The organism is Azohydromonas australica DSM 1124 (genome assembly GCF_000430725.1).
GTDB classification, from domain to species: Bacteria; Pseudomonadota; Gammaproteobacteria; order Burkholderiales; family Burkholderiaceae_C; genus Azohydromonas; species Azohydromonas australica.
The window spans coordinates 14,652-29,308 of record NZ_AUMO01000031.1 but is presented as its reverse complement, the minus strand read 5'-3'; the positions used below and the strand labels follow the sequence as shown (position 1 = coordinate 29,308).

The 14,657-nt window shown below is 69.2% G+C and carries 15 protein-coding genes; 2 read left to right on the top strand and 13 right to left on the bottom strand.

From position 1 onward, the window contains the following. The first annotated feature begins 96 nt into the window (after nt 1–96). Nucleotides 97–1,239, top strand: a complete 1,143-nt coding sequence (locus H537_RS0103015; RefSeq protein ID WP_156901359.1) for a hypothetical protein — start codon at nt 97–99, stop codon at nt 1,237–1,239. A 67-nt stretch (nt 1,240–1,306) separates the two neighbouring features. Here the strand turns inward: H537_RS0103015 and H537_RS0103010 are convergent, their stop codons facing one another. After that, nucleotides 1,307–2,092, bottom strand: coding sequence for a DUF2189 domain-containing protein (locus H537_RS0103010; protein ID WP_028996709.1), 786 nt, complete (start codon nt 2,090–2,092; stop codon nt 1,307–1,309). 182 nt (nt 2,093–2,274) lie between these two features. Here H537_RS0103010 and hutF point away from each other — a divergent pair, with 182 nt between their 5' ends. Next, on the top strand, nt 2,275–3,657 hold the full coding sequence (gene hutF / locus H537_RS0103005; RefSeq protein WP_043458112.1) for a formimidoylglutamate deiminase: 1,383 nt from the start codon (nt 2,275–2,277) through the stop codon (nt 3,655–3,657). A gap of 21 nt (nt 3,658–3,678) precedes the next feature. On the opposite strand, the gene H537_RS0103000 is transcribed toward hutF, so the two are convergent. From H537_RS0103000 to H537_RS0102945, 12 genes are all read right to left on the bottom strand, one after another. Next, entirely contained in the window at nt 3,679–4,281 is a 603-nt protein-coding gene (locus tag H537_RS0103000; RefSeq protein ID WP_028996707.1) for a hypothetical protein, read from the bottom strand. A gap of 167 nt (nt 4,282–4,448) precedes the next feature. After that, entirely contained in the window at nt 4,449–5,420 is a 972-nt protein-coding gene (locus H537_RS0102995; protein WP_028996706.1) for a Bug family tripartite tricarboxylate transporter substrate binding protein, read from the bottom strand. Nucleotide 5,421: 1 nt separating this feature from the next. Continuing rightward, the gene (locus H537_RS0102990; protein ID WP_028996705.1) at nt 5,422–6,423 is read right to left on the bottom strand and encodes an aldo/keto reductase; all 1,002 of its coding nucleotides are present in this window, start codon (nt 6,421–6,423) and stop codon (nt 5,422–5,424) included. A 5-nt stretch (nt 6,424–6,428) separates the two neighbouring features. Beyond that, complete coding sequence (locus H537_RS0102985) at nt 6,429–7,391, bottom strand: Gfo/Idh/MocA family oxidoreductase (RefSeq protein WP_028996704.1); 963 nt, start codon at nt 7,389–7,391, stop codon at nt 6,429–6,431. A 1-nt stretch (nt 7,392) separates the two neighbouring features. After that, entirely contained in the window at nt 7,393–8,247 is an 855-nt protein-coding gene (locus tag H537_RS0102980) for a class III extradiol dioxygenase subunit beta (protein WP_028996703.1), read from the bottom strand. A gap of 1 nt (nt 8,248) precedes the next feature. Then, nucleotides 8,249–8,692, bottom strand: a complete 444-nt coding sequence (ligA, locus tag H537_RS0102975) for a protocatechuate 4,5-dioxygenase subunit alpha (RefSeq protein ID WP_028996702.1) — start codon at nt 8,690–8,692, stop codon at nt 8,249–8,251. A 100-nt stretch (nt 8,693–8,792) separates the two neighbouring features. After that, nucleotides 8,793–9,728 (bottom strand): amidohydrolase family protein, encoded by a 936-nt coding sequence (locus H537_RS0102970; protein WP_028996701.1) that lies wholly within the window; start codon nt 9,726–9,728, stop codon nt 8,793–8,795. Between the two features lie 3 nt (nt 9,729–9,731). Next, a complete protein-coding gene (locus tag H537_RS0102965) occupies nt 9,732–10,652 on the bottom strand; it encodes a DUF1932 domain-containing protein (RefSeq protein ID WP_028996700.1) in 921 nt (306 codons plus the stop codon). Between the two features lie 19 nt (nt 10,653–10,671). After that, nucleotides 10,672–11,649, bottom strand: coding sequence for a Bug family tripartite tricarboxylate transporter substrate binding protein (locus H537_RS0102960; protein WP_028996699.1), 978 nt, complete (start codon nt 11,647–11,649; stop codon nt 10,672–10,674). Between the two features lie 88 nt (nt 11,650–11,737). Beyond that, complete coding sequence (locus H537_RS0102955) at nt 11,738–12,727, bottom strand: Bug family tripartite tricarboxylate transporter substrate binding protein (RefSeq protein ID WP_028996698.1); 990 nt, start codon at nt 12,725–12,727, stop codon at nt 11,738–11,740. Nucleotides 12,728–12,744: 17 nt separating this feature from the next. Then, nucleotides 12,745–13,428 (bottom strand): 4-carboxy-4-hydroxy-2-oxoadipate aldolase/oxaloacetate decarboxylase, encoded by a 684-nt coding sequence (gene ligK, locus H537_RS0102950; RefSeq protein ID WP_028996697.1) that lies wholly within the window; start codon nt 13,426–13,428, stop codon nt 12,745–12,747. 44 nt (nt 13,429–13,472) lie between these two features. Beyond that, on the bottom strand, nt 13,473–14,501 hold the full coding sequence (locus H537_RS0102945; protein ID WP_028996696.1) for an amidohydrolase family protein: 1,029 nt from the start codon (nt 14,499–14,501) through the stop codon (nt 13,473–13,475). Nucleotides 14,502–14,657 lie beyond the last annotated feature (156 nt).

Sequence of the window (14,657 nt, the reverse complement as noted above, 5' to 3'; positions counted from 1 at the left end):
TTGGAAACTTGCTGCCGACCCGGTACCACACTACTTTTTATCAGCTGGGGTTCCCGTGGCGTACCGCAGTCATTTTCATAACAATGGGAGCATTTCATGGAACCATCCGTTATGGTCCTGGGGCTTTTGCTCGCCTTGCAGGTCCTGCTGCTGGCCGGCTGTGGCGGTGGCGGCGATGCCGGCACCGAAAACCGGCTCGAAACCCCCAGCATGCTGTTACCAAGCACCCAGCCCGAGGCCGCCACGGGCACCGTCAAGTGGAACCCCGGCCATTACCTGGGATTTGCCGCCGACGTGGAGGACAGCGAATTCCACGCGGGCCTGGACGAAATACAGGACGTGCCGGTTGTCAAAGGCGCTGTGCTGCGCGTTTTCTGGCGCCAACTGGAACCGCAGAAAGATGTGTATGACTTCAGCCGCATCGACCGCTATCTGGAGCAGGCCGCAGCCCATAAAAAGCGCTTCGGCTTGCTGCTGACCACCAAGAATTTCCGCGCCGGGGTGGCGGCACCGGATTACCTGCGAACGCCATGGTTTGACGGTGGCGTATTCCTGGTGGCCAAATTCAAGGGCATGATCGGCGACAACATCACGCTGTGGGACAACAATACCTATTACCGGCTGGTCAAGCTCATCAAGGTACTGGCCGCGCGCTACGATGGAAATCCGTGGTTCGAAATGCTGATCATCAACGAGACAGCTTTCGGCCAACCGGTGATTCCCATGCCCGAGGCCCAGCGGGCCGGGTTTTACGACAACCTGATGCGGGTGGATGCTGCGGCACGCCAGGCTTTTCCCCGGACCGTGGTGATCCAGTACGTGAATTTTCCCTATACGTATACGCCGGCAGTGACGCAGAACCTGCTGGACAAGGGCGTCGGCATTGGCGGACCGGATGTATTTCTCGACGACAGGGACCATGACACACGTGTGTACCCGCTCATCGAGCAGGCCCGAGGCCGGGTACCGGTGGGCATGCAGGTGGAGGCGGATTGCTATTACGCGAGATCCCTGGGCGGCCCGTGGGATCCACCGCCAGCGCGCGAGCTCTACGACCTGGCGCGCAACCGCCTGCACAGCAATTACATCCTTTGGCAACGCGTGCTGAAGACGACGTATCGGCCGTGGGAAAAGGTGCTCGCCATGTTTCGTTCGCCGGATTTTCCGGCGAACGCCTCGGGCGGCCTGGAAACCGCCTGCCCGGCCAGCTACGCGCGCTGCATGGGCCAGCAACTGTAGGCCGCGCGTTGGCCGCCGGGACTGATCCCGGCGGCGGCATCAACCCCCTTGCCACGGCAGGCGCGAGTCAGTCCTCGACCATGTCCCTGTAGGCGTGCCAGCTCGCATGCGCCAGCAGCGGGAAGACGAAGATCATGCCCAGCATCAGCGTCGCGAAGCCCAGCAGCGTCAGGCCCGCGATGAGCGCGGCCCACAGCAGCATGGGCAGCGGGTTGCGCAGGCAGCAGCGCAGGCTCGTGAGCGCGGCGGTGATCACGTCCACCGGGCGGTCCACCAGCATCGGCGCACTGACCACGCCGAGCGCGAACACCGCGCCGGCCAGCAGCGCGCCGGCGCCCAGGAAGACCAGCATCAGCCCAAGGTACTGGCCGGAGAGCACTTCAGCCATGAGCTGCGAGAAGTGGATGGCCTCGCCGCTGTAATAGAAGGCGAACAGGATCGCAGCCATGCGCTCCCAGAAGATGTAGGTCAGCGCCAGCATCAGCCCGAACAGCGCAATGGAGCCGGCATTGGCGCGGATGGCCAACAGCGAGTCGCGCAGGTGCGGCGCCTCGCCCTCCTCCATCTGGCTCGCGAGCCCGTACAGCGCGATGGCCAGGAAGGGCCCCACCAGCAGGAAGCCGCCCAGCAGCGCCGGCGCGATGTAAGTGGCTTTCCAGGCTGCAGTGCTCAGCAGCATGCCGACCGCGGCGATGAGCACGCCCATGCCCAGGCTGGGCGCGGGCGTGCGCAGCACGTCTTGCATGCCCTGGCGCAGCCAGTGCAGAGGGCGGTCCGTCGCGATGGCTCGCACGCCGGGTGCGGCCGAGGAATGCGGACGGTGGAGGCTGTGTCGATCGAGCGTGTGGTTCATGAGAACTCCTACGCGGTGGGAAAGACAAGCCGGCACGGCGTCGGTTCATGAGGGAACCGCCGCCGGCGCACTGCAGCGGATGCTAGCGACACGCCGGGAGCAAGAAAACATGCGACGCGAGCGTGGAAAAAGCGCCTGGCGGCGTACCCTGGCTGCCTCACTGCACAGCCCTGGAGACTTCGATGCTGTCTCAACTTTGGGTGCCCCGCGCCTGGCTGCCCGGTGGCTGGCGCGAGCGGGTGCTGCTGGAAGTGGGCCGCGACGGGCGTTGGCTGGCCATCACGCCGGACATGGACGCGCCGCCGGGCGCGGAGATCGCCGCCGGCCCGCTGCTGCCCGCGCTGGTGGATGCGCACAGCCATGCCTTCCAGCGCGCGTTCGCCGGGCTGGCGGAGACGCGTGAGGGCGCAACGGAAGACGACTTCTGGTCCTGGCGCGAACGCATGTACGGCGTGGCCTCGCGCATCACGGCCGAGCAGCTGCGCGCCGTGGCGGCGCAGCTCTACGTGGAGCTGCTGCGCGGCGGCTACACGCAGGTGTGCGAGTTCCACTACCTGCAGCGCGACCCCGAGGGCAGTCCCTACGCCGATCCGCTCACGCTAGGCTGGGCCCTGGCGGACGCGGCGGCCGAGGCCGGCATCGGGCTCACGCTGCTGCCGGTGCTGTACGAGCGCGCCGGCTTCACGCTGCCCGCCCTGAGCGAGCAGCAGCGCCGCTTCGCGCTGGACGCGCGCGGCGTGTGGGAGGCGGCGCGGCAGGTCCAGGACGCCGGCCGGCCGCTGCTCAGCGCCGGGCTGGCGATCCACTCGCTGCGCGCGGCGGCGCCGGCGTCCATCCTGGCGCTGCGCGACCTGTCGGAGGATTTCGAGGGGCCGATCCACATCCATGTCGCCGAGCAGACCGCCGAGGTCGAGCAGTGCCTGGGCGCCACCGGCGAACGGCCCATCCAGTGGCTGTACGGGCAGGGGCTGCTGGACCCGCGCTGGCACCTGGTGCACGCGACCCACGCCACGCGCAAGGAGATCGCGGCCGTGGACGCCAGCGAGGCCGGCGTGGTGCTGTGCCCCTCCACCGAGGCCAACCTGGGCGACGGCCTGGCGGACCTGCCCGGCTGGCTCGCGGCCGGCGTGTGCGTGTCCATCGGCTCGGACAGCCAGGTCTCGCGCGACGCGGTGGAGGAGCTGCGCTGGCTGGAGTACGGCCAGCGCCTGCACCTGCGCCGGCGCAATCTGGCCGCGGCGCCAGGCACGGGCCAGCCTTCGACCGCGGCGCGCCTGCTGGACGTGGCGGTGCACGCGGGCGCCCGCGCGGCCGGCGAGCCTGGCTGGGGCCTGGTGGAAGGCGCGCGGGCCGATGCACTGGTGGCGGATGCCGGCGCGGACGGCCTGCTGGGCGTGCCGCCCGGGCGGCTGCTGGATGCGCTGCTGTTCGCCGGACCCACGCGGCCCTGGCGCGACGTGCTGGTGGCCGGGCGCTGGGTGGTCCGCGAGGGCCGCCACCCGGCGGCCGAGGCCATCGCGCAGCGCTTCAGCGCGGCGATGACGGCGCTGTGGCGCGAAGGTTGATCCGGAAACGCAGCTCGATGCTCAACCCGCCCCGCCGGACGACCGCGTGCGCCACTGCTTGAAATCCTCCGCGAACTTGTGCCGCCGCCACGCGCGGTAGTCCTCGTCGAGCTGGCGCAGCTGCTCCTCGCGCCACTGGAGGTAGTCGGGGTCGAAGTCCACGTCCTCCCGCGCCTCGGCAGAACGGTGGCCCTGCGGTGCCTCGGGTACGTGCCCCCACGACTGGAAGCCGCCGCCGAAGTCACCGCCCTGGTACCGGCCCGCATCGGCCGCCGGTCGGCCCTGGCCTGACGGCTCGGACGCGGCCAGGTGCGGCGCCTCGGCCACGTGGCCCCGCACGCTCAGGCCGCCATGCCTGAAGTCGCCCGGCGCCGTGCCGTGGGCGGGCGCTTCACGGTCCTGCTGCCGCCCCTGTTCGCCAGCGCGGGAAGGCGTCCCTTGCGCAGTGCCCGCGACGCGCTGCCCGTCCGTGTCGTACAGGCGTTCGCGGTGCGCCGGTCGGAAATTCGGGTGGTCCATGGCAGCTCCTTCTGCACGTTTTCGGCCCCATGCGTAGACCAGCCAGGCCCCGACGCCGATGCCCAGCAGCAGCCGGGTACGGCTTGCCTGCTTCGTCTGCTCCATGGCGATTCCTCCAGCCGACAGGGTGAAAGGACCGGGGCCGGTGGCCGCTGCAGGCGCGCCTGGCGGGCCGCCCGGGGTCTCGCGCGGGTTCGCGAGCAGCCGACGTGCCGGTGTCGCCGTCTCCCACGGCGCCGGGCGAACCGGAATCCGCAGCCGGCCCCGGCGCCCTACTCCGGCTGGATGCCGGCCGCCCGGATCACCGTGCCCCAGTGCGCGATCTCGCTCTTGAGCAGCTCGCCCAGCTGCGCCGGCGTGCCGGAAGCCAGGCGCACGCCCAGGGCGCCCAGGCGCTTCTGGACCGAAGGATCAGCCACCGCCTCGCGCGTGGCCTGGTTCAGGCGTTCGATCACCGCCGCCGGCGTGCCCGCGGGCGCCGCCAGCGCGTTCCACGAGGCCACCGCGTAGCGCAGCACCCCGGACTCCTGCACGGTCGGCACCTGCGGCAGCGCAGGATTGCGCTTGTCGGAGGACACGGCCAGCGCCCGCAGCACGCCGCCGCTCACCTGCCCCAGTACCGGCGCCAGGATCTCGAACGCCACGTCGGCCTCGCCGCCGCGCAGCGCGCTCACCACCGCCGGCGAGCCCTTGTACGGGACCACCAGCGCGTCGATGCCCGCTTCGCGCTTGAACATCTCGGCCGCCAGGTGCTGGGTACTGCCGGCGGAGATGGTGGCGATGGTCAGCTTGCCCGGGTTCGCCTTGGCATGGGCGATCAGGTCCTGGAGCCGGCTGAAGCGCGAGCCCGCGGGCACGAACAGGCCGATGTCGAACACGCCCAGCAGCCCCACGGGCGCGAAGTCGCGCAGCGTGTCGTAGGGCAGCTTCTTGAACAGCGACACGCTCAGCGCGTTGCTGTTGCTCATCAGGAGCAGCGTGTGCCCGTCCGGCGCGGCGCGCGCCACCGCCTGCGAGGCGACGATGCTGCCGGCGCTGGGCCGGTTGTCCACCACGATGGTCTGGCCCAGGCTCTTGGACATGGGCTCGGCCACGGCGCGGGCCGTGAGGTCCGCCACGCCGCCGGGCGCGAAGGGCACGATCAGCGTGATCGGCTTCGATGGGAACTTCGGCTGCGCGCGCACCGTGCCGGCCAGCGGCAGCAGCGTCGCGGCAGCGACCAGGCGGCGGCGGCGCGTAGACATCTCAGAACTCCTCGGTGTCGATTTCCTGCTGCGTGGCGGCGTTGTAGCGGGCGCCGGCCACGGTGCGCTGGTTGATCAGCGCATCCAGCTCGGCCAGCGTGGCCGCGTCCAGTTGCAGGTCCGCCGCGGCCAGGTCCTCTTCCAGGTGGGCGATGCTGGTGGTGCCGGGAATGGGGACGATGTCCTCGCCTTGCGCCAGCAGCCAGGCCAGCGACAGCTGCGCCGGGGTGCAGCCGCGAGCCTCGGCGATGTGCCGCAGGCCTTCGAACAGCGCCAGGTTGCGCGCGTAGTGCTCGGGCGAGAAACGCGGCATGGCGCGGCGGATGTCCTTGGCGTCCAGCGTGGAAACATCCGTCAGCCCGCCGGCCAGAAAGCCGCGGCCCACCGGGCTGAAGGCGACAAAGGCCACGCCCAGCTCGCGGCAGGCCTGCAGCACCGCGATCTCCGGGTTGCGCGTCCACAGCGAGTACTCGGTCTGCAGCGCGGCGATGGGGTGCACGGCGTGGGCGCGCTTGAGCGTCGCGGCCGACACCTCCGACAGGCCCAGCGTGCGCACCTTGCCCTCGCGCACGAGGTCCGCCATGGCGCCCACCGACTCCTCGATGGGCACCTGCATGTCCAGGCGGTGCAGGTAGTAGAGGTCGATCACCTCCACGCCCAGGCGCTGCAGGCTGTCCTCGCAGTTGCGGCGCAGGGTCTCGGGGCGGCCGTCGATGACGCGGCGCGTCACGCCGTCCTCGCCCTTGACCCCGGCCATGCCGCCCTTGCTCGCGAGCGTGAAGCGGTCGCGGTGGGGCTTCAATGCGCGCCCGACCAGCGTCTCGTTGGCGCCGAAGCCGTAGAGGGCCGCGGTGTCGAAGAGCGTGACGCCCAGGTCGAGCGCGCGCAGCAGCAGCCGCTCTCCCTCTTCCGGCGGCGGTGGCACGCCGTAGGCGTGACTGAGGTTCATGCAGCCCAGGCCGAGGGCCGAGACGCTGAAGGGACCGATGCGACGCTGCTGCATGGCGATCAGCCCTCGTTGAGCTGCTGCTCCAGCTGGTGCAGCACCTCGTAGCAGGCCAGCACCTGCGACACGCTGGAGTTGGGCTCGCGGCCTTCGCGGATGGCGGCGAAGAACTCGCGGTCCTGCAGCTCGATGCCGTTCATCGACACGTCCACCTTGGACACGTCGATCTTCTCCTCCTTGCCGCTGACCAGGTCGTCGTAGCGGGCGATGTAGGTGCCGCTGTCGCCGATGTAGCGGAAGAAGGTGCCCAGCGGGCCGTCGTTGTTGAAGGACAGCGACAGCGTGCAGATCGCGCCGTTGGCGGCCTTGAGCTGGATGCTCATGTCCATGGCGATGCCCAGCTGCGGGTGGATCGGGCCCTGCACGGCGTTGGCCTTCACGATCGGGCTGCCGGCCTGGTAGGCGAACAGGTCCACCGTGTGCGCGGCGTGGTGCCACAGCAGGTGGTCGGTCCAGCTGCGCGCCTGGCCCAGGGCGTTCATGTTGGTGCGACGGAAGAAGTAGGTCTGCACATCCATCTGCTGGATGTTGAATTCGCCGGCCTCGATCTTCTTGTGGATCCACTGGTGGCTGGGGTTGAAGCGGCGGGTGTGGCCGCACATCGCCACCAGGCCCGTCTCCTTCTGCAGCCGCACCACCTCCTGCGCGTCCTCCAGCTTGTCGGCCAGCGGAATCTCCACCTGCACGTGCTTGCCGGCCTTGAGGCAGGCGATGGCCTGCGCGGCGTGCATCTGCGTGGGCGTGCACAGGATCACGGCGTCCACTTCCGGCAGCGCCAGGCTGTCGGCCAGATCGGTGCTCACGTGCTTGATGCCGTACTTCTCGGCCACCTCGCGCGTCTTCTCCAGGTCGCGGCTGATGAGCGAGACCACCTCGACGCCGTCGATGTTCTTGATGCCGTCCAGGTGCTTGATGCCGAAGGCGCCGGCGCCGGCCAGCGCGACCTTGATCGTCTTGTTGCTCATGTCAGTTGTTCTCCAGGATGAGGTGGCCCACGGCCGTGTTCGAAGCGGGCACGTGATAGAAGCGTTGCTTGACCGTCGGCTTCGGGCCGCCGTTGACATCGCTCATCGCGCCGCGCGCGATCAGCCACATCACCAGCTCGATGCCCTCGCTGCCGGCCTCGCGCACGTAGTCGATGTGCGGGATGCTGGCGGCGGCTTCCGGATCGTCGATCAGCTTGTCCAGGAAGGCGTTGTCCCACTCGCGGTTGATCAGCCCCGCGCGCGGCCCCTGCAGCTGGTGGCTCATGCCGCCCGTGCCCCAGATCTGCACGTTCAGCGGCTCGTCATAGCTCTCCACCGCCTTGCGGATGGCCTTGCCGATGTTGAAGCAGCGCCGGCCGCTGGGCACCGGGTACTGCACCACGTTGACCGCGAAGGGAATCACCGGGCAGGGCCAGGCCTCGGGCTGGCCGAACATCAGCGACAACGGGACCGTCAGGCCATGGTCCACGTCCATCTTGTTGACGATGGTCAGGTCGAAGTCGTCCTGGATCACGGACTGCGCGATGTGCGCGGCCAGCTCCGGATGGCCGATGACCTTGGGCACCGGGCGCGGGCCCCAGCCCTCGTCGGCGGGCATGAACTCCGCGCCCGTGCCGATGGCAAAGGTCGGGATCATGTCCAGGCTGAAGGCCGTGGCGTGGTCGTTGTAGACCAGGAAGACCACGTCAGGCTTGTTCTCCTTCTCCCACTGCTTGGCGAAGTCATAGCCCTGGAACACCGGCTGCCAGTAGGGCTCCTGGGTCTTGCCCAGGTCCAGGCTGGCGCCGATGGCCGGCACGTGCGAGGTGTAGACGGATGCGGTGATACGGGCCATGTCAGTTGCCTTTTTTCTGCCCGGCCACGCCCTGCGGCTGGCGGTGGGGCTGCGCGTCGCCATGCTCGCCGGCAAAGCGGTTGCCTTCGGCGGAGCGGCCGCCGGCGGCCATCATCTGCCGGTACTCCTCTTCCGTCATGCCGGTCATGCTGCCGGCCATCTGCTGGAAGCTGCGGCCGTCGGTGGCGCCGATCTTGGCCAGGAAGTAGATGTTGCCGCCCAGGGCGATGCAGCGGTTGAGGTCGCGGGCCAGCACGGCCTGCTTCTGCTCTTCCGTCATCGCCCACTGGTCCAGGTAGGCGCGCTCGTCGGCCTTGAACTTCTCGCGGTTCTCGGCCTTCATCAGCGACATGCAGAACTGGTTGAGCCAGTAGCCCTTGCGGGATTGGTCGGCGTCAAAGATGGTCGTGCCGGGCACGTCCTTGTAGGGTTTGTCGAGTGCCATGTGTGTCTCCTTCAGCAATGGCCGTTCGGGCTGAGCCCGTCGAAGCCCCGCCGCTCGGCCGGCGCAGAGCCCTTCGACAAGTTCAGGGCGAACGAAAGATTCACTTGACTTCCTCGGGCCAGTACAAGCGCATCGGGTTGTCCACCAGCAGCTTGCGCTGCAGCTCGGCGGTGGGGGCGATGTGCGGGATGAAATCCACCAGCAGGCCGTCGTCGGGCATGTGGCCCTTGAGGTTTGGGTGCGGCCAGTCGGTGCCCCACAGCACGCGGTCCGGGAACTCCTCCACCACGCGGCGCGCGAAGGGCACCACGTCGCGGTAGGCGTTGCGCTCGCCGTTCAGCGCCGGGGGGCCGCTCACCGACAGGCGCTCGGGGCAGCTCACCTTGCTCCAGACGTTGCCGTGCTCGCGCATGAAGCGCAGGAACAGCTCGAACTCCGGCCCGTCGATGGGCTTCGTCACGTCCGGGCGGCCCATGTGGTCCACCACCACGGTGGTCGGCAAGGCGGTGAAGAAGTCCCACAGCTCCGGGAGATCGACCGCCTCGAAATAGATGACGACGTGCCAGCCGAGCTTGGCGATGCGGCCCGCGATCTCCATCAGCTCGTCCTTGGGCGTGAAGTCCACCAGGCGCTTGACGAAGTTGAAGCGCACGCCGCGCACGCCGGCGTCGTGCAGCGCCTGCAGCTCCGCGTCGCTGACGCTGCGCTTGACGGTGGCCACGCCGCGGGCCTTGCCCTCGCTGTGCAGCAGCGCGTCCACCAGCGCACGGTTGTCGGCGCCGTGGCAGGTGGCCTGCACGATCACGTTGCGCGCGAAACCGAGGTGGTCGCGCAGCGCGAAGAGCTGGTCCTTGGACGCGTCGCAGGGCGTGTACTTGCGCTCCGGCGCGAAGGGGAACTTCTCGCCCGGGCCGAACACGTGGCAGTGCGCATCGACGCTGCCGGGCGGCACCTGGAAGGCGGGCTTGGTCGGGCCCTCGTACCAGTCGAGCCAGCCGGCGGTCTTGGTGAAGTCACCAGTGGTGGGTTTGCTCATCATTCAGTCCTTCTTGACGTGGGCCAGGATGCGATCGGCTTCGGTGCGCCAATCGGGGCTGCGGGCGAATTCCTTGGTGCCCTTGGGGCCGAACAGGCCCTGGTCGGCCAGGTCGGCGACCCAGGCCTGGCGCTCGGCGGTGCCGGCAGCGCTCCAGGGCGTGAGGCCGGCGTCGCGCACCGTCTCGGCCACCTCGCGCACTTCCTCGCTGCGGCGGCGGCCGTGCTCGATCACGCGCTGGAAGAAGTAGGCCGCCTGCTTCTCCCAATCAATGCCCGGGAAGGTTTCCTGCAGCGAGGCGATCACGGCGTCCTCGACACCGTAGTGGCGGGCCGAGGTGAAGCTCTCGATGATCATGGCCTCCAGGCCCTTGATCATCACGCTACGGCACATCTTGGTGGCGGAGGCCACGCCCAGCTCCTCGCTGCTGACCTTGGCGTCGAAGCCCAGGGCGTTGACCAGCGGCTCCAGCGCGCACGCGTCCGGGCCGCCCAGCAGCAGCGGCACGCGGATGCGGTAGGGCGGGATGGAGGTCATCACCGCGCCTTCGACGTAGCGCCCGCCCGCGGCGCCGATCAGCTCCGCGGCGCGCTGCTTGGCGCCGGGCGAGGCGGAGTTGAAGTCCAGGAAGAAGGCGCCGGCCCGGATGCCCGCCACGCAGGCCTGCGCCACCGGCACGGCCTGGCTGGCGGTGACGGCGCTGACGATGAAGTCGGCGCGCGAGGCCAGGTCGGCGTGCGAGGTGGCCAAGCCCACGCCATGGATGCGCGCATGCGCCACCAGCGCCTCGGCCGTCGCGGGCGCATCGAGCTTGAGGTCGTAGGCGGAAACGGCCAGGCCTTGCTTGCGCAGGTCCTCGGCCAGGATGCGGCCCACCTCGCCGTAGCCGACGAGGCCGATGTGCCAGTGCTTGGGATCGTCCATGGCGGGGGTTCTCCTCGGTTCAGTCCAGCGAGACCTTGGCGCGCTTGATGACCTCGGCGTACTTCTTGGACTCGGCCGCGATGAAGGTGTTGAACTGATCGCGCGTGACCGGGAACACGTCGTAGCCGAAGGTGGCGTAGCGCTGCTTGATCTCCGGGTCGGCCAGGGCTTCCTCGATGTCCTTCTGGATCTTGTCGGCCACCGGCTTGGGCAGGCCCTTGGGCGCGGCGATGGTGGTCCAGCCCGTGACCTCGTAGCCCGCCGGGCCGCCGGACTCGGCCACCGTGGGCACGTCCGGGAAGGCCGGGTGGCGCTTCGGCCCGGTCACGGCGATGAACTTCAGCTTGCCCGAGCGCTGCAGCGGGCCGGCCGTGGCCAGCGAGCCCAGGGCGAAGTCGAGCTCACCCGTGGCCACGCCGGTGTAGAGCTGCGACGTTTCCTTGTAGATGATGTGCTGCATCTGGGTGTTGGTCATCGACTCCAGCAGCGCCGACCCCAGGTGCACCGGGTTGCCCACCGACCACGAGCCGTAGTTCAGCGCACCCGGACGCGCCTTGGCGTCGGCCACGATCTCGCCCACGCTCTTGTACTTGCTGTTCGCGCCCACGCCGACGAAAAAGTAGGTCTTGAACAGCGGCGCGATCGGATCGAAGTCCTTCACCGGGTCGTAGGGCAGCTTCTTGAACAGGTGCGGGTAGGCCACCAAGTGCACGTTGTCCAGGTGGATCAGCTCGTGCCCGTCGGGGGCGCCGCGCTTGAACTGGTCGATGGCGATGAAGCCGTTGGCGCCGGGCTTGTTCTCCACCACCACCGGCTTGCCCCATTTCTTCTGCAGCCGCTCGGCCACCAGCCGCACCACGGCCTCCGGACCGGCACCGGCTGGGAACGGCGTGGTGATGCGCACCGGCTTGGTGGGGAACTCCTGCGCCTGGGCGGTGCCGGCGATCAGGGCCAGCGTGCCGATGGCGGCCGCGGCAAGGGTCTTGAGGCGGATCATGGTATCTCCTGTCGTTGATTTGTTGCGTCGTGGCGGGAAGCGTCGTTGCTGCCGCATCCTTGGTCGTGTACGAAGCCGGTGCCCAGGTTCAGTCGGGGTGCACGTTGCCGGCCTTGATGACCTCGCGCCAGCGCGGGATCTCGCGCGCGATCAGCGCACCGAAGGCCTGCGGCGTGCCGGGCATCGGCGTCGCGCCCTCCCCCGCCATCTGCTGCATCACCTCGGGCGACTGCAACGCCTGGTTGATGGCCGCATTGAGCCGCGCCACCACCTCGGCCGGCGTGCCCGCGGGCGCGACCACGCCGTACCACTGGTCGGCCTCGAAGCCGGCATAGCCGCTCTCGGCCACCGTGGGCACGTTGGGCAGCGCCTGCAGCCGCGCGCTGCCGGACACCGCCAGCGCGCGCAGCCGGCCGCTGCGGATGTGCGGCAGCACCGCGGGCGAGCCGGTGAAGGTGGCATCCACCTGGCCGGCGATCAGGTCCGTCACCGAGGGCGCCGTGCCGCGGTAGGGGATGTGCGCGACGAACATGCCGGTGCGCAGCTTCAGCGCCTCGAAGGCGATGTGCGCCGCGCTGCCGTTGCCGCCGGAGGAATAGGCGAGCTTGCCGGGCCGGGCCTTGGCGCGCTCGACCAGGTCGCGCAGCGTTCGGATGTCGGACGCGGCGTTGACCACCAGCACGTTGGGCACGCGCGCCACCCAGGCCACCGGCACGAAGCTCTTGAGCGGGTCGTAGGGCAGCTTGGGATAGAGCGAGGGGTTCACCGCCAGCGTGCCGATGTGGCCCATCAGCAGCGTGAGCCCATCAGGCTCGGCCTTGGCCACGAGGTCCGCGCCGATGCTGCCACCGGCGCCGGGCTTGTTGTCCACCACCACCGTCTGCCCGGGCGCACCCAGGCGCGGCGCGATGGCGCGCGCCAGGATGTCGGTGCTGCCGCCCGGCGTGAAGGGCACCACCAGCCGGATAGGCTTGCCCGTGGCCTGCGCCCAGGGGCCGGCGGCCGGCCAGAGCGCCACCGCCGCCAGGCCGAGGCCCAGCAGCGCGCGGCGCGCAACGGGTGTGGTGTGCAGGCTCATCGCGGCGCGGCGGGCGTTCAGTCGATGTACTTCAGGCCGGCCTTTTCCAGCGGGCCGCGCATGTTGTACATGTCCAGGCCCAGGATGCCCGAGGCCAGCTTGGCGCGCTTCTCGCCTTCGAAGCTCTCACGCTTGGCGGCGGCCTCGGCCACTTCCTTGACCTTGGCGGCGGGCACGCAGCAGATGCCGTCGTCGTCGGCGACGATGGCGTCGCCCGGGGTGACCAGCATGCCGGCGCACACCACGGGGATGTTCACCGAGCCCAGCGTGGCCTTGATGGTGCCCTTGGACGAGATGGCCTTGCTCCACACCGGGAAGCCCATCTCCTGCAGCACGCGCACGTCGCGCACGCCGGCGTCGATGATCAGCGCGCGCGCGCCGCGGGCCTGGAAGCTGGTGGCCAGCAGGTCGCCGAAGTAGCCGTCGGTGCACGGGGCCGTGACGGCGGCCACCACGATGTCGCCGGGCTGAATCTGCTCGGCCGCGACGTGCATCATCCAGTTGTCGCCCGGTTGCAGCAGCACCGTGACGGCCGTGCCCGAGACCTGCGTGCCGGGGTAGATCGGCCGCATGTAGGGCTGCAGCAGGCCGACGCGGCCCTGGGCCTCGTGCACGGTGGCCGAGCCCAGCGCGGCCAGCTGGTCGGTGGCCTCGCGGTCGGCGCGGTTGATGTTGCGGTAGACGACACCGAGTTCGTACATGGTGATTCCTTTGTGTGAGCGAAAGCTGCGTGCGGACAGCGGGCTTACAGGCCCTTGGCCTTCAGGGCGGCGTCCAGGCGCGGGAAGACGCGGCGGGCGTTGCCTTCGAAGACCTGGTAGCGCTCCTCTTCCGTCAGGTTGGCGGTGGCCTGGACGTAGCGCTTGGTGTCGTCGTAGTAGTGGCCGGTCTCCGGGTCGATGCCGCGCACCGCGCCGATCATCTCGGAAGCGAAGAGGATGTTCTTCACCGGGATGACCTTGGTGAGCAGGTCGATGCCGGGCTGGTGATAGACGCAGGTGTCGAAGAAGATGTTGTTGAGCAGGTGCTCGCTCAGCAGCGGCTTCTTGAGCTCCTGCGCCAGGCCGCGGAAACGGCCCCAGTGGTAGGGCACCGCGCCGCCGCCGTGCGGGATCAGGAACTTCAGTGTCGGGAAGTCCTTGAACAGGTCGCTGGTGAGGCACTGCATGAAGGCGGTGGTGTCCGCGTTCAGGTAGTGCGAGCCCGTGGTGTGGAAGCAGGGGTTGCAGCTGGTGGAGACGTGGATCATCGCCGGGATGTCCAGCTCGACCATCTTCTCGTAGATCGGGTACCAGTGGCGGTCGGACAGCGGCGGGCTGGTCCAGTGGCCGCCCGAAGGATCGGGGTTCAGGTTGATGCCGACGAAGCCGTACTCCTTGACGCACTTCTCCAGCTCGGGGATGCAGGTTGCGGGGTCAACGCCAGGCGACTGCGGCAGCATCGCCGCGCCGATGAAGTGGTCCGGGAACAGCTGGCTCACCCGGTAGCACAGCTCGTTGCAGATGGCGGCCCAGGTGGAGGAGGTCTCGAAGTCGCCGATGTGGTGCGCCATGAAGCTCGCACGCGGGCTGAAGACCGTCAGGTCCGAGCCGCGCTGCTTCATCAGCTTGAGCTGGTTGGTCTCGATGGACTCGCGCAGCTCGTCGTCGCTGATCTTGAGCGCCTTCGGGTCGGGCTTCTTGCTCGGGTCCTTGAGCGAGGCGATCTGCAGGTCGCGCCAGGCGCCCAGCGCCGCCGGAGCCGTGGTGTAGTGGCCGTGTACGTCGATGATCATCCGGATCTCCTAGAGGGTTTTGGTCGGAACTTCAGGCCGGCTCCCAGCGCGCGGCCCGTTCGGTTTGTTCTGTGGCCCAGCACCGCGGGGCGGGCAGATGGCATGCCGGGATGTGCCTTGCCAACCTTGCCGTCGCGGCGCGATTCTGGGCAGGCG